Origin of the sequence: Parabacteroides sp. HGS0025 (genome assembly GCF_000969845.1) — a bacterium.
GTDB lineage: Bacteria > Bacteroidota > Bacteroidia > Bacteroidales > Tannerellaceae > Parabacteroides > Parabacteroides gordonii.
In genome coordinates this window covers 163,494-188,191 of sequence record NZ_KQ033902.1, presented here as the reverse complement: position 1 = coordinate 188,191, position 24,698 = coordinate 163,494, and the positions used below count along the sequence as shown (strand labels likewise).

The window sequence follows — 24,698 nt, the reverse complement described above, 5'->3', positions numbered from 1 at the left end:
CTACCAACACCTTACCCGAGGTATTGCATACAAAACAATGGCAGGTTTTCTGACTTGTTCTCCCATGATCGGCCGCCTTCCCGAAGTCATAAAGACTCAGTGGCAACAAGATTTGCCGGGGTTACAGAACTTACAGCTACGGGTACAGTTCCGGACTTGCACCGGATTCCCTTTTACTAGCGACCAGCGAAAGCCAAACCGCTACACCATAATTCGATGGCAAAAGTACGAAATATATCGGAATAGTCGTTATACTAATGTCATTTTGATATCGGAAAAAATCAGTACCTTCGCGCCCAAATTGATTCAAGACCTACTATTCACTCATACTCGTTCCCTTGTGGGTTTAGGTTATTAGATACATTTAGAATTAAACAAAAAGATGACAGACAAAGAAGTATTGTTACTACGACGCAAATTGGATCTTTTGCTCCGTACAGGCAAATTATTGATGGAGAGTGCTGCCGATACGAACCGTATTGAACGAAACATGAAGAGGGTAGCGGCCTTTATGGGTATCCCGGAAGAAAAATTACACATCGATATCCGGTGGACGATGATCATGGTAAATGTGAGTGATGAGAAAAACTCATTCTCCAAATTCCAGAAATGCGAGAAACATGGTATTAATATGACCATGATCTCACAGATCAGTGATCTGTCGTGGCATGCCATCGAGCAGGATTATTCGCTGGACAGATATGAGGAAGAACTGGAAAAGATAGCCTGCAAACCGCGTAACTATATACCTTATCTAGTAGCTATCGGAGCAGGGTTTGCCTGTGGAGGATTCTGTAAGTTGTTCGGATGCGACTGGATCGCCTTTTTGTTTGCTTCTATTAGTGCGTTTATAGGCTTCAGGGTTCGTGCCCGTTGCATAGAGGCCGGCCTGAATGTGTATATGGCTATAGCACTCGCCGCTTTTGTTTCCACATGCCTGGCGTATGTTTCATCCTTTTCGGGGTTATCCGTTACACCATATCATCCGCTATTGGCCTGTGCCCTGTTCATCGTGCCGGGTGTACCGCTGATCAATTTCGTGGATGATATGATCGACAATCATTTGCTAGTCGGGATCACCCGTGCCGCCAATACGGCAATGATGGTCGGAGCCATGACTTTCGGTATCACATTTGCCATGCGTGTTCTTGTGATGAATGACATCGCGATCGACCATAAGTTCAGTGAACTGAGTATGGTTCCCCATGAATCCTATCTTACATATGCAATCGCAGCCGCTATTGCCGCCATGGGGTTCTCTATGATCTTCAATATCCAGCGCCGCCTGTTATGGGTGGTGGCCGTAGGAGGTATCATAGCGGTATGTACACGTAACTTCGTCAACTTCGAACTGGGTTACGGGCCTGTTATCGGTTCGTTCATGGGAAGTTTCGTAGTCAGTCTCCTTGCGGTAAAGGCAGTCCATTGGTTTCATGTACCTAACCACGTACTGACGATACCTTCCGTTATCCCGATGATTCCGGGGGTACTGATGTACCGGTCGTTACTGGCGTTTATTAATATGCACGGAGTGATTGGCGAAGTCACCAACGCTTTTGCCAACGGTATCAATTCGGCACTGATTATTCTTTGCATCTCGCTGGGAGTAGCCGTACCTAATATCTTTGCCCGCCAGTACATCGCCAAAGACCGCAAAAGGTATCTGCAGGAGGAATTGGAAAAACGCCGTCAGCGTGGTAAATTCCTGGAATGGTAAAAACAAATTGTAATAATACATAGTAAGAGGCTGTCTCATTATAACATATGGGGCAGCCTCTTACACTTTTTATACGAAACCTTCTGAAAAAGCCGAATTTTAACAAAGAAAAACAGAATAAGAATTTTCATCCTACTTTTGACTGAGACCAAAAATAATCACTTCCGGAATAAGATTTTAGCCAATTCGTCTCTGAATTGTTCCATATCAAAAAGTTATTGGTTCATTTAGGTACACATTCAAAAATAGTTTAAAGTTTAACTAAATGCAAAAAAGCCCAAAAAGTAATATCTTCGGAATTCCGGCAGGTTGTTTTCGTAATATTGCAACCTTGAAAACAGATTGTAAAGGTTAAAAAGAATTGTATGGGAGAAACAAAAGGTTACGTTTCGCAGGTTATCGGCCCGGTTGTGGACATTCACTTCGATAATGAAAAAGAAGTAAAAATAGTGCTGCCCCGCATCCATGACGCTATGGAGATAGCCCGTCCCAATGGGAAAGCGTTGATTGTCGAAGTACAACAACATATTGGGGAAAATACAGTCCGTACAGTCGCGATGGATACGACAGACGGATTGCAACGGGGAATGGAAGCCGTTTCATGCGGCTCACCTATTACTATGCCGGTCGGCGACCAGGTAAAAGGACGTTTGATGAATGTTACCGGCGATTCGATCGACGGAATGGATGAACTGGATCGGAAAGGCGCTCTCCCCATCCACCGCGAACCGCCGAAGTTTGAGGATTTGACCACCAGTAAAGATGTACTTTACACAGGTATTAAGGTCATCGACCTATTGGAACCCTATTCCAAAGGGGGTAAGATCGGACTTTTCGGAGGAGCCGGCGTAGGTAAAACCGTTCTTATCATGGAACTTATCAATAACATTGCTAAAAAGAATAACGGTTTCTCGGTCTTTGCCGGTGTGGGTGAACGTACCCGCGAAGGAAACGACCTGTTGCGCGAAATGATCCAGTCGGGTGTGATCCGCTACGGGCAGGCCTTCCTCGAAAGTATGGAAGCAGGCCATTGGGATCTGTCGAAGATTGATCATGAGGAACTGGCCAAATCGCAGGCTACACTAGTGTTCGGACAGATGAACGAACCGCCGGGCGCCCGTTCTTCGGTAGCTCTATCCGGATTGACCATTGCAGAGTCGTTCCGTGACCTGGCGCCCGAAGGCGAAACACGCGATATCCTGTTCTTTATCGACAATATATTCCGTTTCACCCAGGCAGGCTCGGAAGTGTCCGCCCTGTTGGGACGTATGCCGTCAGCCGTAGGTTACCAGCCGACACTGGCCACCGAAATGGGAGCCATGCAGGAGCGTATCACCTCGACAAAGAAAGGTTCGATCACGTCCGTACAGGCAGTTTATGTGCCTGCCGACGACTTGACAGACCCGGCACCGGCCACCACCTTTACACACCTGGATGCCACCACCGTGTTGAGCCGTAAGATCACCGAGCTCGGCATCTATCCGGCTGTCGACCCGTTGGAATCGACTTCCCGTATCCTCGACCCGTTGGTCGTGGGAAAGGAACATTACGAAACAGCCCAGCGTGTAAAACAGATCCTTCAGCGAAACAAGGAGTTGCAGGATATCATTTCTATCCTGGGTATGGAAGAACTTTCGGACGAAGACCGCCAGACGGTAAACCGTGCCCGCCGTGTACAACGTTTCCTGTCGCAGCCTTTCGCCGTGGCAGAACAGTTCACCGGCATACCGGGCGTAATGGTCTCTATCGAAGACACGATCCGCGGATTCAATATGATCATGGATGGTGAAACTGACGATATTCCCGAACAGGCCTTCCTCAACGTAGGTACAATCGAGGATGTGATCGAAAAAGGTAAGAAACTGGCAGAACAAGCTAATTAATAACGTATGGAACTGGAAATCATATCACCCGCAGGCATCTTATTCAAAGGTGAAACAGACTACGTATCCTTTCCGGGTATCGCCGGATCGTTCGACGTATTGCCGCATCACGCCCCTATGATAGCCGCGCTGGAAGAAGGTGTCATCCGGTATCAGACAAAAGAAAAGGAAACACAACAGGAAATAAAGATACAAAGCGGATTCGTTGAAATAAAAGATGATACCCTATCCGTATGCATCGAAGAAAAAATACGATCATGAGCAGCGGTAGATTAAGAATGAAGCTAATGGGCCTGATTACTTTTATAAATGTAGTCATCGGTGTCACTTTAGGAGGTTTGTTATACACGATATGGCCTTCGATTTACTTCGAATGGTATCCGTCTATCCCGGTCTTTTACTGGTTGATGGCCATGTTAATGACTTTCTTCCTCGACCATGTAAAACGAAAACATGGCGACGTCACGATCGTTACTTATATGGTAGTCCGGTTATGCAAAATCTTACTGGCGCTTGTTTTCTTATGGTTGTATGCCGCATTTGTCGGACAGAACCTGAAAGCCTTTGGCTTTACGATGATGTTGTTTTATTTCATTTATCTCGTACTAGAGACATATACCATGTATCTATATGAGAAAAAGAGGTTGAAAAGTGAGAAAAGAGAAAAAGATGAACAGAATAAAAAGTAAATACCTGTTTTGGTTTACCTTCCTGCTACTGGCCTGTATCAGCGCCCCGATAAATGCGGCTGCTGCAGGTGAAGAACCGGGAAAGGTGGATGTGCAGGATATCGTATTCTCCCATATCCGGGATGCCTACACCTGGCATATTACCGAATGGAACGGCAAGGAGATCTCCATACCGCTTCCCGTTTTGGTAAAGAGCGAGGAGCGCGGCTGGGATATGTTCCTCTCCTCCCACCTGCATCACGGAAATGTACATCATAATTATTATGTGGCAGGAGAAGGCGAACATGCCGGAAAAGTGGTGGAGAAGAACAGCAGAGGGGAAGAGGTGAAACCGCTCGACCTGTCGCTCACCAAGAATGTGGTCGGCCTGTTGATCAGTTGCGGGATATTGCTTTTTATCGTGCTGCGGACAGCCCGCTGGTATAAGAAGCACCCCAATGAAGCACCCGGCGGATTTACCGGGCTGATGGAAATGGCCGTCATGTATATCCATGAAGGGGTGGTGAAAGAAGGGATCGGCAAAGAGTACAAACCTTTTTCATCTTATCTGTTGACGGTATTCTTCTTTATCCTGATCAATAACCTGATCGGCATTATCCCGGTTTTCCCCGGGGGTGCCAACGTCACGGGTAATATTGCCGTAACGGCGGTATTGGCAGGATGTACGTTCCTGGCGGTGAACCTGTTTGCTACCAAGGAATACTGGAAGGAGATATTCTGGCCGAATGCTCCCCTGTTCCTGAAGTTACCGTTGCCGATCATGCCCTTCGTAGAATTCTTCGGCATACTCACCAAGCCATTTGCCCTGATGATCCGTCTGTTTGCCAATATCATGGCCGGACACACGATCATTCTGGCACTGACTTGCCTGATATTCATCACCGCTTCGATGGGAGTAGCCATAAACGGCACGATGACAGTCGTTTCAGTACTGTTCACCGTGTTTATGAACTGTCTCGAATTATTGGTGGCATGTTTGCAGGCCTATATATTCACCCTACTGTCGGCCAACTATATCGGACTGGCCAAAGTAAGAGAGTGAACAAACATATTTATTAAAAACAAGGTTACTAATTAAAAGATTAAAAACTATGTTATCAGCAATTTTATTACAAGCAGCAGCCGGTGCAGGCATAGCTAAACTAGGTGCAACAGTTGGAGCAGGATTGGCAGCTATCGGCGCAGGTATCGGTATCGGACTGATCGGAAAAGGTGCAGTTGAAGGAATCAGCCGCCAACCGTCGGCAGCCGGCGATATCCGTACATCCATGCTTATTATGGGTGCGTTGGTAGAAGGGGTTGCCCTGTTTGCGATCGTGGTATGTTTCTTAGGATTATTCCAATAAAATAAAAGTAAACTATGTCATTGCTCACACCAGACGCAGGGCTTTTATTCTGGATGATCCTTTCCTTCGGAATTGTCTTTGTCATTCTTTCCAAATATGGGTTCCCGGTGATCATCAAAGCCGTGGAACAACGGAAAGAATACATCGACCAATCCCTCGAATCGGCACACCAGGCAAACGAACAGCTTGCCGGCATACAGGCCGAAAGCGAAAAGATCCTTGCCCAGGCAAGAGAGCAGCAGAATGAGATCCTGAAACAAGCCCTGGTTGAAAAAGAAGAGATCATCAGCGAAGCCCACAGGAAGGCTACCGCTGAAGCCCATCTGCAGGTAGAAGAGGCTACCCGGCATATTCGGGAAGAAAAGGAGAAAGCGATCCGCGAAGTCCGCACCGAAATAGCTGACTTGTCCGTCGCTATCGCAGAGAAAGTAATGAAAGAGAAAATCAGCCGTACCGATGAACAGGAAAAGATCATCAACGGACTGCTCGACAATGTTTCGTTTAGTAAATCGTAAGATATGGATGTAGGTACAATCTCTTCCCGGTATATCAAAGCGCTCTTTTCGCTTGCGAAAGAGAAGCAGCAGGAAACCCGGGTATATGATGATATGAAGATGCTGGCCGTTAGTTTCGAACAGGAACCGGGGTTGAAAGTCGTACTGGATAATCCGATCTTTCCCGAAGAGGAGAAAGTAAAGTTACTGACGACGGCAGCCGGTCTGGAAGTATGCGACCTGTTTGCCCGGTTTATCCGGTTGGTACTGCAGCGTAAAAGGGAAAGCCTCTTACCGCTCATGGCCTATATCTATATCCATATGTACCGGAAGGATAAGAAGATCACCCGGGTATTGTTCAAGACACCGGTTCCGGTAGACGAAGCGACCCGGGAGCATCTGAAGAAACGGTTGCAGGAAGAGACAGGCGATACGATCGAGTTCACAGGAGTGATCAGGCCGGAACTGATCGGAGGATTTGTGCTCCGGATCGGTAATATCCGGATCGACGCCAGCTATTCCAGACAACTCCGGGAGATAAGAAACAAGCTGATCGAAAGAAATTAAAAAAGAAAAACGTATGACAGACCAGATAAAAGTAAGTGAAGTTTCCGCCATATTACGCGAGCAACTGGAAGGTATCAACACCAGCATCCATCTGGAAGAAGTGGGTACCGTGCTCCAGGTAAGCGACGGGGTAGCACGCATCTACGGACTGGATAATGCCGAAGCCAACGAGCTGCTGGCCTTCGACAACGGCATGGAAGCCATCGTCATGAACCTGGAAGAGGATAACGTGGGTGCCGTATTGCTCGGCCCGACCGACCAGGTGAAGGAAGGCGATACCGTAAAACGTACCCGCCGCATTGCTTCTATCAATGTAAGTGAAGATATGATCGGCCGTGTGATCGACCCGCTGGGTAACCCGATCGACGGCAAAGGCGAGATCGTCGGTAAGAAATACCAGATGCCTCTGGAGCGGAAAGCACCGGGCGTGATCTTCCGTCAGCCGGTCAACGAACCGTTGCAGACGGGTATCAAGGCGGTAGATGCCATGATACCTATCGGACGCGGACAACGTGAACTGATTATCGGCGACCGCCAGACCGGTAAGACTTCCATCGCGATCGATGCCATTATCAACCAGCGTAGCAATTACGAAGCAGGCAACCCTGTTTACTGTATTTATGTAGCGATCGGACAGAAGGGCTCTACCGTAGCCTCTTTGGTCAGTACGCTTCAGGAGAAAGGAGCTATGGACTACACGATCGTTGTCAGTGCCACCGCTTCCGATCCGGCTGCGATGCAATATTTCGCTCCTTTTGCCGGAGCTGCTATCGGCGAATATTTCCGCGATAGCGGACGTCATGCCCTGGTGGTTTATGATGACTTGTCAAAGCAGGCTGTTGCTTACCGTGAAGTATCCCTGATCCTTCGCCGCCCTTCCGGACGCGAAGCATACCCGGGCGATATCTTCTACCTGCACTCCCGCTTACTGGAACGTGCGGCGAAGATCATCAACCAGCAGGAAGTAGCCCGCGAAATGAACGACCTGCCGGAAAGCATGAAGGATCTGGTAAAAGGAGGCGGCTCGCTGACAGCCTTGCCGATCATCGAGACACAGGCGGGCGACGTTTCCGCCTATATCCCGACCAACGTGATCTCTATCACCGACGGACAGATATTCCTGGAGACAGACCTGTTCAACCAGGGGAACCGCCCGGCTATCAACGTAGGTATCTCGGTATCCCGCGTAGGTGGTAACGCCCAGTTGAAGGCAATGAAGAAGGTGGCCGGTACGTTGAAGATAGACCAGGCACAGTTCCGTGAACTAGAGTCGTTCACGAAATTCGGTGGCGAAATGGATGCGGTAACGGCCTTTACGATCGATAAGGGACAGAAGAATACCCTACTGCTGATACAGCCCCAATACAGCCCGATGCCTGTCGAGTATCAGATCGCGATCCTGTATTGCGGTACGAAAGGCTTATTGAAGGAAGTGCCGCTGGATAAAGTGCATGATTTCGAAAAAGCCTATCTTCAGACATTGATCACCAATCACCAGAGGGATGTACTCGACGTACTGAGATCGGGAGTGATAAACGACGATGTTTGCCGTATCCTGGAAGAAACTGCTCACCAGGTAAGCGGAGCATACAAAGCAGATTGAATAGAAACTAGATTATGGCATCACTGAAAGAGATAAAAATCCGTCTTGCATCGATCAGGAATACACAGAAGATCACTTCCGCCATGAAGATGGTATCTTCTGCCAAGCTGCATCATACACAGACGATTGTCGAACATATGCTTGCATACGAAAGTAAGCTGAGCACTATATTGAACGGAACCCTGGCTGCCGAAAGCGAACTGAATACCCCTTATACCGCCCGGCGGGAAGTGAAGCAGGTCGCTATCGTTGCCTTTTCGTCCAATACGGGTCTGTGTGGTGCTTTCAATGCCAACATATGGAAAGAGTTGTCCGCCCGCCTTCACCGGTATGAGGCGGATGGCATTGCCGTACGCATTTATCCCGTCGGCAAAAAGATCGCCGACGAACTGCATAAAGCCGGATACCAGACCGACAACAGTTTTCTTCAGGCAGGTGACAAGCTAAACTACGAAGATGCCAGCCAGCTGGCAACTGCGATGATGACGCTTTATACTTCCGGTCAGGCCGACCGGGTGGAACTGCTCTACCATCATTTCAAAAATATGGCGGAACAGATATTGACCGAAAAGGTATTCCTTCCGATCACGTTACCGGAGATAACTCCCACAAGCATGTCGGCCAATTACATTCTGGAGCCGTCGTCCGAACATCTGCTGGCTTTATTGCTTCCCAAAGTCCTTCACCTGCATATCTACACGACACTGCTCGACAATACGACTGCCGAACATGCCGCCCGTATGCTGGCTATGCAGACCGCCAACGACAATGCCAACGACCTGATCCAGGAACTGACATTGCAATACAACAAGAACCGCCAGCAGGCTATCACCAATGAACTGCTGGATATAATGGGAGGGGCAGGATAGTAGCATAAGCGACTGATACTTTTCACATTACAGATTCCCAGCATAAAACAAAACGGAAAACTTTTTATTCGAAAGAATATTAAAGTTTTCCGTTTTTGCAAATATCGCATCTAGCAATCAGGCAGTTGACATATTTTAACTGGTTAAAAGTTTTCCAAAAAGAAAACCGTATTACAATAGAGCATACCTTTGCATAGAAATAAAACGTAATACACCAATACATTTATCATGATTCAGACAGTTATCAAAAGGGATGGTCGTATCGTCGGATTTAATGAGGAGAAAATCGTGACGGCAATCAGAAAAGCCATGCTACACACAGAAATAGGAGACGATTTGCAGCTAATTCGCCAGATCGTCGACCATATTTCATTCAAAGGGGAACCACAAATGACGGTGGAAGCGATTCAGGATGCAGTCGAACTGGAACTGATGAACAGTAGCCGTAAAGACGTAGCACAAAAATATATTGCTTACCGCAATCAGCGTAGCGTTGCCCGTAAAGCAAAAACGCGCGACATGTTCCTGGAAATTATCAATATCAAATCGAATGATATCACCCGCGAGAATGCCAATATGAATGCAGACACGCCCGCGGGTATGATGATGAAATTCTCCAGCGAGACAACCAAACCGTTTGTCGATGACTATCTGTTAAGCGAAGAGGTAAAGGAAGCCATTTCCAACAATTACCTCCATATCCATGATAAGGATTATTACCCGACCAAGAGCCTGACCTGCGTACAGCATCCGCTGGATCGCATTCTAAAATACGGTTTCTCTGCCGGACATGGCGAATCGCGCCCGGCAAAACGTATCGAAACGGCCAGCATACTGGGATGTATCTCACTGGAAACTGCTCAGAACGAAATGCACGGTGGACAAGCGATCCCGGCTTTCGACTTTTATCTGGCTCCTTACGTGCGCAACAGCTTTATCGAAGAGATAAAAACGCTTGAAGAATTGAACGGAGCCGATTATTCGCATCTCTACCAGGTAGAAGTAGACGACTATGTGAACAGCCCGCTGGATGGCCTGACGGGTGAGCAACGAATCATACAACACGCGATCAACAAAACTGTCAGCCGCGTCCACCAGTCGATGGAAGCTTTTATCCATAATATGAATACTATTCACTCACGTGGTGGCAACCAGGTAGTATTCAGTTCTATCAACTACGGTACAGATACTTCGGCGGAAGGTCGTTGCATCATCCGCGAAATATTGAAAAGTACCTACCGGGGTGTCGGTAACGGCGAAACGGCTATCTTCCCGATCCAGATATGGAAAAAGAAACGGGGCGTAAGCTATCTGCCGGAAGACCGAAACTACGACCTGTATGTATTATCCTGTAAAGTATCGGCACGCCGCTTTTTCCCGAACTTCCTGAACCTGGATGCAACTTTCAACCAGCATGAGGATTGGAAAGCCGACGATCCTCAACGTTATATTCACGAAGTGGCAACGATGGGATGCCGCACGCGTGTATTCGAGAACCGTTTCGGGCCGAAAACATCTATCGGTCGCGGAAACCTGTCTTTCTCTACGATCAACATCGTACGCCTGGCTATCGAATGTATGGATATTGAAGATAAAGAGGTACGTATTGCCCGCTTCTTTGCCAAACTGGACGAAATGCTGGAGATTACAGCCCGTCAGCTGCACGAACGTATGGAGTTCCAGAAAACGGCGTATGCAAAACAGTTCCCGCTGCTCATGTCTTCACTCTGGCTGGGTAGCGAAAAGCTGAAACCGACAGACACGATCGCTTCGGTCATCAACCAGGGTACATTGGGTATCGGATTTATCGGGTTGGCAGAATGCCTGGTCGCCCTTACCGGTAAACATCATGGTGAAGATGCAGACTCACAGGAATTAGGTATAAAGATCGTGACTTATATGCGCGACCGTGTAAATAAGTTTTCGGAACAGTATCAGCATAACTACAGTGTGCTGGCAACTCCGGCAGAAGGTCTTTCCGGCAAGTTCACAGGAAGAGACCGTAAGAAATTCGGCCCGCTGCCCGGTATCTGCGACCGCGATTATTATACGAACTCCAACCATGTTCCGGTATATTACAAATGCAGCGCCCGCCATAAAGCAGAAATCGAAGCACCTTACCACGCTTTGACTGGTGGCGGTCATATTTTTTATGTCGAAATTGACGGCGATGCGACCCATAATCCGGAAGTGATCATGAAAGTGGTCGATATGATGGATAAATACAATATCGGTTACGGCTCGGTAAACCATAACCGCAACCGTTGCCTGGATTGCGGCTACGAAAACGCAGATGCCAACCTGGAAACCTGCCCGAAATGCGGCAGCCAGCATCTGGATAAACTGCAACGCATCACCGGCTATCTGGTAGGTACGACCGATCGCTGGAACAATGCCAAGTTATCCGAATTGAACGATCGCATTATTCATAATTGATAAACAGTCAATAGCTATGTTATCTATTATCGATATTATAGAAGATACAACCGTAGATGGCCCCGGTTTCCGGACTGCCATCTACGCTGCCGGTTGCCCGAACCAATGCCCGGGCTGTCATAATCCCGAATCGTGGGATATCAACAAAGGCCGCCCCGTTCCTACCGAAGAAATATTGGAAAAGGTGCTGGCCGATGATTTCGCGGATGTAACCTTCAGCGGCGGCGACCCGATGTACCAGCCGGAAGAGTTCACCAAGCTGGCTCGTGCCATCAAAGAGAAAAGCCGGAAGAACATCTGGTGCTATACCGGATACAAATTCGAGAAGCTACTGGAGAATCCCAAACAAGCAGCATTACTCCAATATGTAGACGTCTTGGTCGACGGTAAATTCAAGCAGGCTCTCCATGACGAAAGTCTATTGTTCCGTGGCAGCACCAATCAGCGGCTGATCGATGTGAAAGCTTCTTTAAAAAAGCGGGAAGTAGTTTTCTATAATTACAATCCGTTTATTTGAGCCCGCCACACCACTAACCCACAATTACATTTTGCTTATATAAACCCTCTTTTGGAGCCCATATGATATGTTAAAAAATATTAGTCGCGATACTAATTCAATTTACCCGCTATATTAATCCCGATTAGTCGGGATAGTAGTATCATTTTGATATAACGGGAAAATCATTTACGTGCCAGAGTAAAAGGATTGCCTGACAACTATCCCTACTCTGCAACAAACTGCTTTTTGTAAGCCAAAGGAGAAATGCCCCGATGCTTCTTAAAGAACTTTCCGAACGATGACTGGTCAGAGAAGTTCAGCATATCGGCCACCTGTTGAATGGTTAAGTCGGGGTTACGCAAGGAGATTTCAGCTTCACGCATCAATGCTTCACTGATCCATTGGTTGACGGTTTTTCCGCTGAAACTCTTCATTATACGCGAAAGATATTCAGGAGTTATACATAACTCACCTGCATAAAAGGAAACGGAATGTTCCGTCCGGCAATTTTTATTCAACAGCTGGATAAAAAGGAACAAAAGCACGTCTTTACTGGGTGGGTTCGGACTTACTTTTCCCCGGTTGGCCTGGTAAATGATATCATTCATTTCCAAAAGAAAGCCACGCAGTTCGTTCAGGACAATGTCCCGTTGCCAGGCATGACCGGTACGTTCCATGTTACGTTCAATCCGCAACAGGCAATCTTCCAGTAAAGCCCCTTCTTCGTCTTTCAATTTCTGGATCGGACGGCTATGGCGCGAAGCGATATAAGCAGCAGGCATACGGCGGCTATTCAGCATGATCTCGGCAAACAGGTTCCTTTCGATAATCAGATGATACCCTCTGAAGTCAGGAGATAAACGAAAATCCTTTACCGCATGCATATCCATAATATCCAACAGCACATTATCCGTCAGATAATAGGTAAAATCATCAATTGTAATCTCTATCTTGCCCCGACGCACCAGAAAAATAGAAAAGGCATCCAATCGAATGGATACACCTTCCTTAAATCCCGGATTTTCATGACCGTCACCATTTATCCGGGCAATGATCAACTTATCCTGATAGGACTTAAAAACCAATTTATAACGCAGCAAATCCTCGATACTGAGTTGTAAGACAGATTGTTCCATGAATACTCTTTTGTAAGTTGGCAAAGATAAGAAATATATCTAAAATCAGATAAAACCATTTTGCGGACATCCGCAAAATGGTCAGGGTTAATTCAAGCATTGAAAGAGAAGGAGATATAAACAAATAATAATAGAATAAATCCTGTTATTATTAAATACTAATCCATATATTTGCGGAAACTATAAAAACAGTAACTATGAAAACTGAAGAAATCAAAGAATTATTTACTCGATTTGAAAGTATTGTCTGTGAATACAATGGGGTTGAATGTTGGAGTGCAAGAGAATTATATCCCCTATTAGGATATACCCAATGGCGTAACTTCCTGCCAGCCATAGAAAAAGCAAAAGCATCCTGCCAAAATGCAGGAGAAGATACAGCCTACCATTTTGCGGACGTCCGCAAAATGGTTTTACTTGGCTCAAGGTCTGAAAGAGAGATAGATAACATACTGCTAACCCGCTATGCATGCTACCTAATTGCACAAAATGGAGACCCTCGTAAGCCTGAAATAGCTTTTGCCCAAAACTACTTTGCCGTACAAACACGCCGTGCAGAGCTTGTAGAACAACGCTTATTGGATTACGAACGCATCAACGCCCGCACCAAACTAGCCGAAACAGAGAAGCTTCTTTCGGGTGTATTATACGAAAGAGGCATCGATAACAAAGGTTTTGCTACCATACGTTCAAAGGGAGACAAAGCCCTGTTTCGCATAGATACCAAGCTGTTAAAACGCAAGTTAGGTGTACCTGAAAGTCGTCCGCTTGCCGATTTCCTACCGACAATCAGCATTAAAGCAAAAGATTTTGCAGCAGAAATGACCTCTGTCAACGTACAGCAAAAAGACTTGTACGGACAATCGCCCATCGAACATGAGCACGTAGATAATAACCTGGCTGTAAGAGACATGCTAGTCAACAGAGGTATTTTTCCGGAACATTTTCCAGCTGGTGAAGATATTAAAAAAGTGGAAAAACGCATGAAAAAAGAGACGAATAAGCTGAGCGACCCCAGGAAGAAAAAGAAATAACGCAATGAAATCAATATAGTATCCTGATCATTTTGCGGACGTCCGCAAAATGATCAGGCGCTATCCCCCTGTTCAAATTTGGAACAACAATATTCAATTTTCAACCACATGAAATCGGGGGAAAAGTCGGACATTTGCACCGGTTATTAGTTAAGGCAGTATATATCAATGAGTAGCAAACTTTCACACTCTGACATTACCGTGTTGATGTTTTGATTTTGGAACAATCCTACTGCCGGGATTATAATTGAAATAATAGCAGAAAAATGAAGAAAAATTTTATTGCCCGATGCCTCAGCGGCCTCGGGGTAGGGCTTATATGCCTTATTGTAAGCTCGTGTAAAGAGCAACCGGCAACAATGGTTAACAGTGAGTACAAGGTACTAAAAGTGTCGACCACTGACAAAACCCTGAGTAGTCTTTATTCCGCCACTATACGGGGACGACAGGATATAGATATCTATCCTCAGGTGTCAGGATTCATTACCCAACTATGCGTAGAAGAAGGGCAGGCTGTACGAAAAGGACAGTTATTGTTTGTTATCGACCAGGTACCCTACCAGGCAGCCTTGCAGACTGCACTTGCCAACGTAGAAGCGGCAGAAGCTGCCCTGAGTACGGCCAAACTGACGCTCGACAGTAAAAAAGAACTGCATGCACAAAATGTAGTATCCGCTTTCGACCTGCAAACAGCAGAAAACAACTGGCTGAGTGCCAAAGCACAACTAGCCCAGATGAAAGCACTGGAATTGAATGCACGCAATAATCTTTCCTATACGGAAGTGAAAAGTCCGTCGAACGGCGTTGTAGCAACACTCCCCTATCGTGTCGGAGCATTGGTAAGTGCCAATTCACCTAAGCCACTGACTACCGTTTCCGACAATTCGGATATGTATGTCTACTTCTCCATGACTGAAAACCAGCTCCTGTCATTAACCCGTCAGTATGGTTCGAAGCAAAAGGCACTGGAGATGATGCCGGAAGTAGAACTACAGCTGAATGACAAGTCTGTTTATCCGGTAAAAGGGAAGGTAGAAACAATCAGCGGCGTTATCGACCGCAGTACAGGGACCGTAAGCCTGCGTGCCATATTCCCGAATGAAGACGGCATACTCTACAGCGGCAGTTCCGGTAACATCATTCTATCTACAGAAAAATCAGGAAGTATCGTTATACCGCAGACGGCCACTTTTGAAATACAAGATAAAGTTTACGCCTACAAGGTGGTAGACGGTAAAGCACAGTCCACCCTGGTTAACGTAACCCGCGTGAACGGCGGACAGGAATATATCGTGAACGAAGGTTTGAAAACTGGTGACGTGATTGTTGCCGAAGGTGTAGGTTTGCTGCGCGAAGGAACCCCGATTCAGGTTAAACAATAATTGAAAGAAGGAATATGAAATTAAGAACCTTTATAGAACGCCCGGTACTATCAGCCGTTATCTCTATCGTGATAGTATTTATGGGTATTATCGGATTGTCGACGCTGCCTGTCGAACAATACCCGGATATCGCCCCGCCTACCGTCATGGTAAGCACCACTTATTTCGGAGCCAGCGCCGAGACACTTCAAAAGAGTGTTATTGCCCCGCTGGAAGAAGCCATCAACGGTGTTGAAGATATGACCTACATGACCTCTACCGCAACCAATGCCGGTACCGTCTCCATCATGGTATACTTCAAACAGGGAACTGATCCCGACATGGCTGCCGTAAACGTGCAGAACCGCGTATCGAAAGCCAGCGGTCAGCTCCCCGCAGAAGTAAACCAGGTAGGTGTAACGACGACGAAACGGCAAACCAGTATGTTGCAGATATTTTCTATCTACAGCCCTGACGACTCATACGATGAGAACTTCCTTTCAAACTACCTGAGTATCAACCTTAAGCCGGAGATCCTTCGTATCTCGGGTGTCGGCGAGTTGATGGTAATGGGAGGCGATTACAGCATGCGTGTCTGGATGAAGCCGGACGTAATGGCACAGTACAATCTGATCCCGGCTGATGTTACAGCTGTCCTGGCTGAACAGAATATTGAGTCGGCCACCGGTTCATTCGGAGAAAACTCAACGGAGACGTACCAGTACACGATGAAGTACAAAGGACGTCTGATACAGCCGGAAGAGTTCGGAGACATTGTGATCCGCTCGTCGGAAGATGGAGAAGTTCTGAAGCTGAAGGATATCGCCGAAATAGAACTCGGCCGCGAAAGCTACGCATATATCGGCGAGACATCAGGGCATACCGGTATATCCTGTATGATCTTCCAGACAGCCGGTTCGAACGCAACCGAGGTAAACAACAATATCGACGCCTTTCTGAAAGAAGCGCGTAAAGACTTACCTAAAGGAGTAGAGATCGTACAGATGATGAGCTCGAACGACTTCCTCTACGCCTCTATCAATGAAGTGGTGAAGACACTGATCGAAGCGATTCTCCTGGTAATCCTTGTCGTATATATATTCCTGCAGGATATCCGTTCGACCTTGATCCCGTTGGTAGGTATCATCGTATCGCTGGTCGGTACGTTTGCTTTTATGTCGATTGCCGGATTCAGTATCAACCTGATTACGCTGTTTGCCCTCGTGCTGGTGATCGGTACGGTGGTCGACGATGCCATTGTCGTCGTCGAGGCGGTGCAGGCCCGATTCGATGTCGGGTATAAGTCATCGTACATGGCAAGTATGGATGCCATGAACGGTATCAGCACCGCCATTATTTCTTCTTCACTGGTGTTTATGGCCGTGTTTATTCCGGTATCGTTTATGAGCGGTACTTCGGGAACGTTCTACACCCAGTTCGGTCTGACGATGGCCGTTGCCGTAGGTATTTCGGCTATTAACGCGTTGACATTGAGTCCCGCTTTATGTGCCCTGATCCTGAAACCGTACATCAATGAAGACGGTACGCAAAAGGAAAATTTTGCCGCCCGTTTCCGCAGGGTGTTCAATACGGCTTTCGACGCGATAATCACCAAATATAAGAAAGGTGTATTGTTCTTTATCAAACGGAAATGGCTTACCTGGTCGTTGCTGGCCTGTTCGATTGTCGTACTTGTTTTACTGATGAAGACAACGAAGACCAGTCTCGTTCCTGACGAAGACCAGGGAGTATTGTTTGTCAATGTAACTACCGCAGCCGGTAACTCACTGGCAACAACCAATATCGTCATGACCGATATCGAGAACCGTATCAAAGATCTTCCGCAGATAAAGGAATATAATAAGGTCTCCGGCTACGGGCTGATCTCCGGACAAGGTAACTCGTTCGGTATGTTTATCCTGAAACTGAAGCCCTGGGATGAACGTACAGCCAGGGAAGATCATGTGCAGTCTGTCATCGGACAGATATACGGGCGTACCGCCGATATAAAAGATGCCAATATTTTCGCTATGGCTCCGGGTATGATCCCCGGCTACGGTATGGGTAACGCGCTGGAAATGTATATGCAGGACAAAAAGGGAGGCGATCTCACCGAGTTCTTCAATACCACCCAGCAATACCTGGCCGCCCTGCGCGACCGTCCGGAGATCGCGGCAGCTTATTCCACCTTCGCCATCAACTACCCGCAATGGGAGGTGACAGTGGACGCAGCGAAATGTAAACGCGCCGGTATCACGCCGGATGCTGTTCTGAGCACACTCTCGGGTTACTATGGCGGACAGTATGTCTCCAACTTCAACCGTTTCTCGAAGGTATATAAAGTGATGATCCAGGCTTCACCGATCTACCGTTTGGATGACTCTTCGCTGGATAATACGTTTGTACGTATGGCAAACGGTGAAATGTCTCCGCTGAGCCAGTTCGTAACGTTGACAAAGGTGTACGGTGCCGAGTCGCTGAGCCGTTTCAATATGTACAACTCGATCAATGTGAATGCCATGCCTGCTCCGGGATATAGCTCCGGTGATGCGATCAAGGCTGTGAAGGAAGTAGCCTCAACCGCCCTTCCGAAAGGATATGGTTACGACTTTGCCGGTATCACCCGCGAGGAAAATCAGCAGAGCGACACGACGGTCGTTATCTTTATCATCTGTATCCTGATGATCTACCTGATCCTGAGTGCCCTTTACGAAAGTTTCCTGATCCCGTTCGCTGTGATCCTCTCGGTTCCTTTCGGGTTGATGGGTAGCTTCCTGTTCGCTAAAATTATGGGATTGGAAAACAATATTTACCTGCAAACCGGATTGATTATGTTGATCGGATTATTGTCAAAGACAGCGATCCTGCTTACCGAGTATGCGACCGAACGCCGGGCAGCCGGTATGAGCCTGACTTCAGCCGCACTGTCTGCCGCCAAAGTCCGCCTGCGCCCGATCCTGATGACGGCGTTGACGATGATCTTCGGTCTGTTGCCACTGGTAGTTGCTACCGGTGTAGGTGCAAACGGTAACAGTTCGCTGGGTACAGGTGCCGTTGGCGGTATGCTGATCGGAACACTGGCATTGCTGTTCGTCGTACCTTCCCTGTTTATCGTATTCCAGTATCTGCAGGAAAAAGTGCGTCCGATACAGTTCGAGCCGACACACGACTGGCAGATCCAGGAAGAAGTGGAAGAGGTAACTGCCGAGCGGAAAGAATATCTCGATAGTAAAAAGAAAGAAAAATAAGCAGATGAAAAATAACATCATATTATTATCCGTCGCCACCCTCTCGTTACTGAGCGGGTGCGGCATCTATACATCCTATAAACCGGAGACTTCTGTTCCTGACAATTTATTCAGGGATGAAGAGATGGCTACGGATACGACAAGCATCGGTAATCTCGACTGGCGGGAACTTTTCACGGATCCGCAGTTGCAGGTTCTGATCGACAAAGGGTTGGAAAACAACACCGATTTCCGTACCGCCCACCTGCGGGTACAGGAAGCCGAAGCCGCCCTGATGACCTCGCGCCTGGCGTACCTGCCGGCACTCAATCTGACCCCACAGGGTACGTTGAGTAGCTTCGACGGTTCAAAGGCAGCGAAAAGCTATCAGCTGGCCGCTTCCGCCAGTTGGGAAATCGATATATTCGGGAGACTGACAAACGCGAAAAGAAGCGCTCAGGCAGCCCTCGAACAGACCAAATCATATAAGCAAGCCGTCCGGACACAGCTAATAGCCACTATTGCCAATTCCTATTACACTTTATTATTACTAGACAAACAACTTGTCATTAGTGAACGGACGGCTTCACTTTGGAAAGAAAATGTACAGGCGATGTACGCCCTGAAAAAAGCCGGGCTGACGAATGAAGCAGCCGTCTCACAGTCGGAAGCGAATAGCCTGAATGTGGAAGCCTCTCTCCTGACTTTACGCCAGCAGATCAATGAAATGGAGAACAGCCTTTCAAACCTGCTCGGAGAAGTTCCGCGGAAAATAGAAAGAGGCGACCTCGATGGGCAGGAGTTTCCCCAGTCACTATCAGCCGGTGTCCCGGTTGCTCTGCTCGGTAACCGGCCGGATGTGCGGCAGGCTGAATACTCGCTAGCACAGGCGTTCTATGTTACAAACGGGGCACGGAGCGCATTCTATCCGAGCATCAACCTGAGCGGCGTGGTGGGATGGACGAACAGCGGAGGCGGTGTCATTGCCAATCCCGGCGGTTTATTGTTGCAGACTATCGGCTCGCTGACACAGCCATTGTTCAATAAAGGAGCCAATATCGCACAACTGAAGATAGCCAAGGCACAGCAGGAAGAAGCCTCACTCGCCTTTCAGCAGAGTATCCTGAATGCCGGCAGCGAAGTAAACAACGCATTGACCCAATGGCAAACAGCCCGCGGACGCATCGTGTTGGCCGACCAACAGATTGCCGCCCTGCAAAAGGCCGTAAAAAGCACACAGTTGTTGATGGATCACGGAAACACGACGTATCTGGAAGTGCTGACCGCTCAACAATCCCTGTTGCAATCCGAATTGTCGCAAGCAGCCGACCGCTTCGACGAAATACAGGGAGTGATCAACCTCTACCATGCTTTAGGGGGAGGACAAGAGTAGTAAAATGAGGATGCCGCAAACAGCCGTTTGTTTACGTGACAAACAAGCGGCTGTTGACACGACACACAAACGGTTGTTTATGTGGCAAACAAAGGGCTGTTGATGTAGCAAACAAGGGGCTGTGACCGCCGCCAACATCAGGCAGTCACAGCCCCTCTTCTTTTTATACAACCGATATGCGCGTTACAGCCATTGTTTTCTTATATTTGCAGCGTAATGCTTATACGTTATGAAGAGAACATTTCTGATCACTCTTATCCTTTGTTGTCTGAACGCCTTGCTCTACGGGAAAGTCTCCCCCTTCTCCTTTTCCTCACTGAAAATGGAAGACGGCCTGTCGCAACTGTCCGTATTAAAGATATATCAGGATAAAAGAGGTTTTATGTGGTTTGCCACACGCAACGGACTGAACCGCTATGACGGTAATAGTTTCGTTGTTTATAAACATAGCAACAGCGACTCACTCAGTCTCTCCGGTAATCATATAACAGCACTGGCTGAAGACAGCCTGGGTAATCTGTGGATAGGCGCAACAAACGGATTGAACCGGCTGGATTTGAAAACCAACCGGATCGTCTCTTACAACAACCAGGCCTCATCCTCCGACTCCCCTATTTTCCGGGCCTGGATATCCAGTCTCCACATTGATAAGCAACAACGCTTCTGGATCGGGACAAATCATGGCTTATATCAGTACAGCTATGAAACCGACTCATTTATCCAGCCGGATCTGAACGGCGAATTACCCCGCGACCAGATCATGGTCATCTATGAAGCCCATAACGGGAATCTGTTGATCGGCACACTGGGAAACGGACTTTACATCTTCGATAAGCAACTGAATCTCTTATCACACTATTCTAAGAATGACACTTCCCCGTCATTAACCGATAACAATATTTCTGCTATCCATGAAGCGCCGGACGGCAGCCTATGGATAGGAACCCGCACAGCCGGAGTGAACCGGATCGATATGAAGACCCGCAAAATTACCTGTTTCAACACTCAAAACGGAAATCTGGGAAATAACTCCATCCGCACAATCTCCAGTTATAACGGGAAAATCATCGTCGGTACATTCAATGGATTAAGCTTACTGGATCCGGATACCGGCACTGGCACCAAATACACCAACTTCGATGAATACCAGGGAGGACTCAGCCATTTCTCCGTTTACTCTTCTTTCGTTGACAACGCCAATACATTATGGATCGGGACGTACGCCGGAGGAGTGAGCTACAGTAATCCGCTAAACAGCCGTTTCACGTTTTATGATCTGCGGAACGATCCGGATCTATCGTTCGGTATTTATGCCACTATGGATTACCACCCGGATCATACCCTATGGGTTGCTTCGGAAGGAAGAGGACTTCTTTCGCTAGACCTGAAGACGAATACCTTTGAACGTTTCCCCCTGAATTCACAACCGGATGCTTCGAACGCGCTGAACGACCGGAACATCATCAAATCGCTGTTCGTAGAAGGTGATATCATCTGGTGCGGTACCCAGAAAGGGACTATTTACCAATTCGATATCAAAAAGAAGAAGTTCACGCTCTTCCATTCCTTCAACAGTGAAATCAGTATCTATACGATCGACCGGTGCAGTGACGGTGCATTATGGGTCGGGACAACCGATAATACAGGGATCACCCGTTTTCTGCCGGACGGGACAGTAGCCCCGAAAGATAGTCTGTTCCGCCGGTTACCCAGCGTCCGTAGTTTCATGGAAATACGAAACGGCATCTACCTGGTGGGAATGCATATGGCCGGACTGGCCATATACGACTCCAACACCCGGAAACTGGAATCCTTCAACACCCGCCAGGAAGGTAGCCACAATCTTTACAACGATCACATTACGAATATCGTAAAAGACAGTAAAGGACGCATCTGGATCGGTACTTTTGGCGGAGGACTTTGCCGTCTGGACGAACAGAAAGGGATCGTTGAACGGCTCACAAGCGATGACGGACTCAGTGACGATAACATCAATGCGATCGTTCCCGGTGATGACGGGAAACTCTGGATGAGCACGGGAAACAGTATTTCGTCCTACGATCCGGACACACATACATTTGTCAACTACACGGGAAAAGCAGAAATCCCTCTGAATGAATTCAGTATGAAAGGAGGTATCAAACTACCCGGCAACCAGATTTATTTCAGCGGCAGCAACGGTGTCGTATCCTTTTATCCCGAACAGCTGAAAAAGAACCATTTCATTCCCCCGGTTGCACTAACCTCTTTTACCGTCAACAACAAACCGGTTGTTCCCGGTGACGCCTCCGGGCTGTTGGACAAAACGCTCGATTATACGAAAGAGATTAAACTGAATTACAACCAGAACAATTTTTCCGTCGGATATGCCGCACTGAATTATCTGTTCCCGAATCAGAATAAATATGCTTATATGCTGGAAGGCTATGATACCGACTGGAATGATGCCGGTTATCGCAAGGAAGCATTCTATACCAACCTGAAACCGGGACACTATACCTTCCGCGTCCGGGCATCCAATAACGACGGACTTTGGAATAACGAAGGAAGGTCGATCCCGATCTATATCCGTACCCCACTCTGGCAAACCTGGTATGCCTATTTACTGTATCTGTTAATAATCGGTAGCATTTGCTATACAATGTGGCATTATCTGCATGTAAAGCGGAAGCTGGAACGCGATCTGGATGAAAAGCAAAAGGAACAACAAAGACAGGAAGAGTTTCATCAGTCGAAAATCCGTATGTTCACCAACTTCTCGCACGAATTACGAACCCCGTTGATGTTGATCCTTTCTCCTTTGGAAGAGATCCTGCAGCGGGTCGATATGAATCCGAACCTGAAAAGTTCGCTGAGATTGGTTTACGGAAACGCGCAGCGACTTTTATTACTGGTCAATCAATTGATGGATCTCCGGAAAAACCAGAGCGGAAACCTGCAATTACGCATATCGCATAACGACTTGTATTTATTCATTCAGGAAATATATATTGCTTTCAACCAGATCGCAGCAAAAGAACAGATCGTTTTCCGGTTAGACTCCGACGAGTCCCGCATCGATGGCTGGTTCGACCGTACACTGTTGGAAAAGGTGGTCTTCAACCTGTTATCGAATGCCTTCAAACATACCGTTCCTCACGAATCGGTCACTGTACGATTACAATCCTTATCCGTCTCCCGCTTACAGGAACTATACCCGGATCATGCCTCAGGAATTCCTCTTTCATCTTCCCGGTATGTATTCCTCTCGGTTGAAGATACTGGAAAAGGAATAGAAGACTCCGACAAGAGCCATATATTCGCCCCTTTCTACCAGGGGACGGACGAAAGCGAACAGAATACAACCGGAACAGGAATAGGACTCAGCCTGGTTCTTTCCATAGTCAAACTGCATCATGGCATTGTCTGGGTAGAGGATAACAATCCTAAAGGAGCTATTTTCCGTGTCCTGATCCCCATAGACCGGGAAGTATACAGCAGCGAAGAAATTACAACCGAGACAGAGACCGTCGAAACTGAAAATTCATTCGAAATACAGGAAGATACGGAGGAGCAGACGGTTGCTACCGGGCAACGATACACATTGTTACTCGCGGAAGACAACCCGGACGTACGGCAGTATATCAAAAAACACCTCGATCCCTACTTCGAGGTGCTGGAAGCCGAAAACGGAGCAGAAGCATTCGACAAAGCGGTGGAAGTCTTGCCGGATATGATCATCAGCGATATTATGATGCCAAAGAAAGATGGCTTGCAACTCTGCTCGGAAATCAAACAGGATCTGAGAACAGGGCATATCCCGATTATCATTATCACAGCCAAATCGATGGTTATGCACATCAAGGAGGGCTTTCAGTGCGGTGCAGACGATTACATCGTTAAACCGTTCAATATGGGTGTCCTTTTATACCGTATCCGTAACATCCTGGCTACCCGCGAACGGCTCAAAGAGTTGTATGGCAAAAAGTTTTCTTTAGAGTCGATGGGAATCGAAACCGTTTCGGCCGACGACAAGTTTATGCAAAAATTCTTTGAGGTGATCGAACAGAATATCTCGAACCCGGAATTGAATGTGGATCTTTTATGCAAAGGCACCGGCATCGGACGTGCCAATCTGTACCGGAAACTGAAAGCGATCACAGACCTTTCACCAATCGACCTGATCCGTAATAAGCGGCTCGAAATGGCAGCTAAGATGTTAGTGGAAACAGATATGAATATCTCCGAAGTCTCCGCTAATATTGGCTTTAACTCACATGCCTACTTTGCCACCTGTTTCAAATCCATGTATGGCATGTCTCCTACCGAATATGTATTGCAACACAAGTAATTAATACCTTCAAAGCATGCTCCGTGAGCATGCTTTTTTCATGTCTGATATAGTTTTAAAAGGAAAAGAGATAAATTTTAAACAGTCGCTTACCGTTTCCCCCTAGATTTGCAG

General features: G+C 47.3%; 18 protein-coding genes and 1 riboswitch. Of the genes, 17 read left to right on the top strand and 1 reads right to left on the bottom strand.

What is annotated here, in order from left to right:
* Nucleotides 1-21: 21 nt before the first annotated feature.
* A riboswitch (cobalamin riboswitch) is annotated at nucleotides 22-218 on the bottom strand.
* Between the two features lie 164 nt (nucleotides 219-382).
* The 12 genes from HMPREF1212_RS00645 (at nucleotide 383) to nrdG (ending at nucleotide 12,121) form a co-directional block, all read left to right on the top strand.
* Nucleotides 383-1,717 (top strand): threonine/serine exporter family protein, encoded by a 1,335-nt coding sequence (locus tag HMPREF1212_RS00645; RefSeq protein WP_028728084.1) that lies wholly within the window; start codon nucleotides 383-385, stop codon nucleotides 1,715-1,717.
* A 365-nt stretch (nucleotides 1,718-2,082) separates the two neighbouring features.
* The gene (gene atpD / locus HMPREF1212_RS00640; protein ID WP_028728083.1) at nucleotides 2,083-3,600 is read left to right on the top strand and encodes a F0F1 ATP synthase subunit beta; all 1,518 of its coding nucleotides are present in this window, start codon (nucleotides 2,083-2,085) and stop codon (nucleotides 3,598-3,600) included.
* A 6-nt stretch (nucleotides 3,601-3,606) separates the two neighbouring features.
* Nucleotides 3,607-3,861: a F0F1 ATP synthase subunit delta/epsilon gene (locus tag HMPREF1212_RS00635; RefSeq protein ID WP_028728082.1), complete on the top strand. Its 255-nt coding sequence runs from the start codon at nucleotides 3,607-3,609 to the stop codon at nucleotides 3,859-3,861.
* Entirely contained in the window at nucleotides 3,858-4,289 is a 432-nt protein-coding gene (locus HMPREF1212_RS00630; protein ID WP_232430030.1) for a hypothetical protein, read from the top strand. The genes HMPREF1212_RS00635 and HMPREF1212_RS00630 overlap by 4 nt, the downstream gene beginning before the upstream one ends.
* Entirely contained in the window at nucleotides 4,270-5,331 is a 1,062-nt protein-coding gene (atpB, locus tag HMPREF1212_RS00625; protein ID WP_052724895.1) for a F0F1 ATP synthase subunit A, read from the top strand. Before HMPREF1212_RS00630 ends, atpB begins: the two co-directional genes overlap by 20 nt.
* Before the next feature lie 49 nt (nucleotides 5,332-5,380).
* Nucleotides 5,381-5,635, top strand: coding sequence for an ATP synthase F0 subunit C (gene atpE, locus HMPREF1212_RS00620; protein WP_007655657.1), 255 nt, complete (start codon nucleotides 5,381-5,383; stop codon nucleotides 5,633-5,635).
* 14 nt (nucleotides 5,636-5,649) lie between these two features.
* Nucleotides 5,650-6,150 carry a F0F1 ATP synthase subunit B gene (gene atpF / locus HMPREF1212_RS00615; protein ID WP_046148060.1) on the top strand — a complete coding sequence of 167 codons (501 nt, stop codon included), beginning with the start codon at nucleotides 5,650-5,652 and terminating at the stop codon, nucleotides 6,148-6,150.
* Nucleotides 6,151-6,153: 3 nt separating this feature from the next.
* A complete protein-coding gene (locus tag HMPREF1212_RS00610) occupies nucleotides 6,154-6,696 on the top strand; it encodes a F0F1 ATP synthase subunit delta (RefSeq protein WP_028728078.1) in 543 nt (180 codons plus the stop codon).
* Between the two features lie 13 nt (nucleotides 6,697-6,709).
* Nucleotides 6,710-8,299, top strand: coding sequence for a F0F1 ATP synthase subunit alpha (atpA, locus tag HMPREF1212_RS00605; protein WP_046148059.1), 1,590 nt, complete (start codon nucleotides 6,710-6,712; stop codon nucleotides 8,297-8,299).
* A gap of 14 nt (nucleotides 8,300-8,313) precedes the next feature.
* Nucleotides 8,314-9,168, top strand: coding sequence for a F0F1 ATP synthase subunit gamma (locus HMPREF1212_RS00600; protein ID WP_046148058.1), 855 nt, complete (start codon nucleotides 8,314-8,316; stop codon nucleotides 9,166-9,168).
* Nucleotides 9,169-9,396: 228 nt separating this feature from the next.
* Entirely contained in the window at nucleotides 9,397-11,604 is a 2,208-nt protein-coding gene (locus HMPREF1212_RS00595; protein ID WP_046148057.1) for an anaerobic ribonucleoside triphosphate reductase, read from the top strand.
* A gap of 16 nt (nucleotides 11,605-11,620) precedes the next feature.
* Nucleotides 11,621-12,121 carry an anaerobic ribonucleoside-triphosphate reductase activating protein gene (nrdG, locus tag HMPREF1212_RS00590; RefSeq protein ID WP_046148056.1) on the top strand — a complete coding sequence of 167 codons (501 nt, stop codon included), beginning with the start codon at nucleotides 11,621-11,623 and terminating at the stop codon, nucleotides 12,119-12,121.
* Between the two features lie 206 nt (nucleotides 12,122-12,327).
* On the opposite strand, the gene HMPREF1212_RS00585 is transcribed toward nrdG, so the two are convergent.
* Nucleotides 12,328-13,239 (bottom strand): helix-turn-helix domain-containing protein, encoded by a 912-nt coding sequence (locus HMPREF1212_RS00585; protein WP_232430029.1) that lies wholly within the window; start codon nucleotides 13,237-13,239, stop codon nucleotides 12,328-12,330.
* A 197-nt stretch (nucleotides 13,240-13,436) separates the two neighbouring features.
* Between HMPREF1212_RS00585 and dinD the strand changes: the two genes are divergently transcribed.
* From dinD to HMPREF1212_RS00560, 5 genes are all read left to right on the top strand, one after another.
* On the top strand, nucleotides 13,437-14,273 hold the full coding sequence (gene dinD, locus HMPREF1212_RS00580) for a DNA damage-inducible protein D (RefSeq protein ID WP_046148055.1): 837 nt from the start codon (nucleotides 13,437-13,439) through the stop codon (nucleotides 14,271-14,273).
* A gap of 266 nt (nucleotides 14,274-14,539) precedes the next feature.
* Nucleotides 14,540-15,655 (top strand): efflux RND transporter periplasmic adaptor subunit, encoded by a 1,116-nt coding sequence (locus tag HMPREF1212_RS00575; protein ID WP_046148054.1) that lies wholly within the window; start codon nucleotides 14,540-14,542, stop codon nucleotides 15,653-15,655.
* 14 nt (nucleotides 15,656-15,669) lie between these two features.
* Nucleotides 15,670-18,882 (top strand): efflux RND transporter permease subunit, encoded by a 3,213-nt coding sequence (locus tag HMPREF1212_RS00570; RefSeq protein ID WP_046148053.1) that lies wholly within the window; start codon nucleotides 15,670-15,672, stop codon nucleotides 18,880-18,882.
* A 4-nt stretch (nucleotides 18,883-18,886) separates the two neighbouring features.
* Nucleotides 18,887-20,254, top strand: coding sequence for a TolC family protein (locus tag HMPREF1212_RS00565; protein WP_046148052.1), 1,368 nt, complete (start codon nucleotides 18,887-18,889; stop codon nucleotides 20,252-20,254).
* Between the two features lie 229 nt (nucleotides 20,255-20,483).
* Entirely contained in the window at nucleotides 20,484-24,584 is a 4,101-nt protein-coding gene (locus HMPREF1212_RS00560) for a hybrid sensor histidine kinase/response regulator transcription factor (protein WP_046148051.1), read from the top strand.
* Nucleotides 24,585-24,698: the final 114 nt, after the last annotated feature.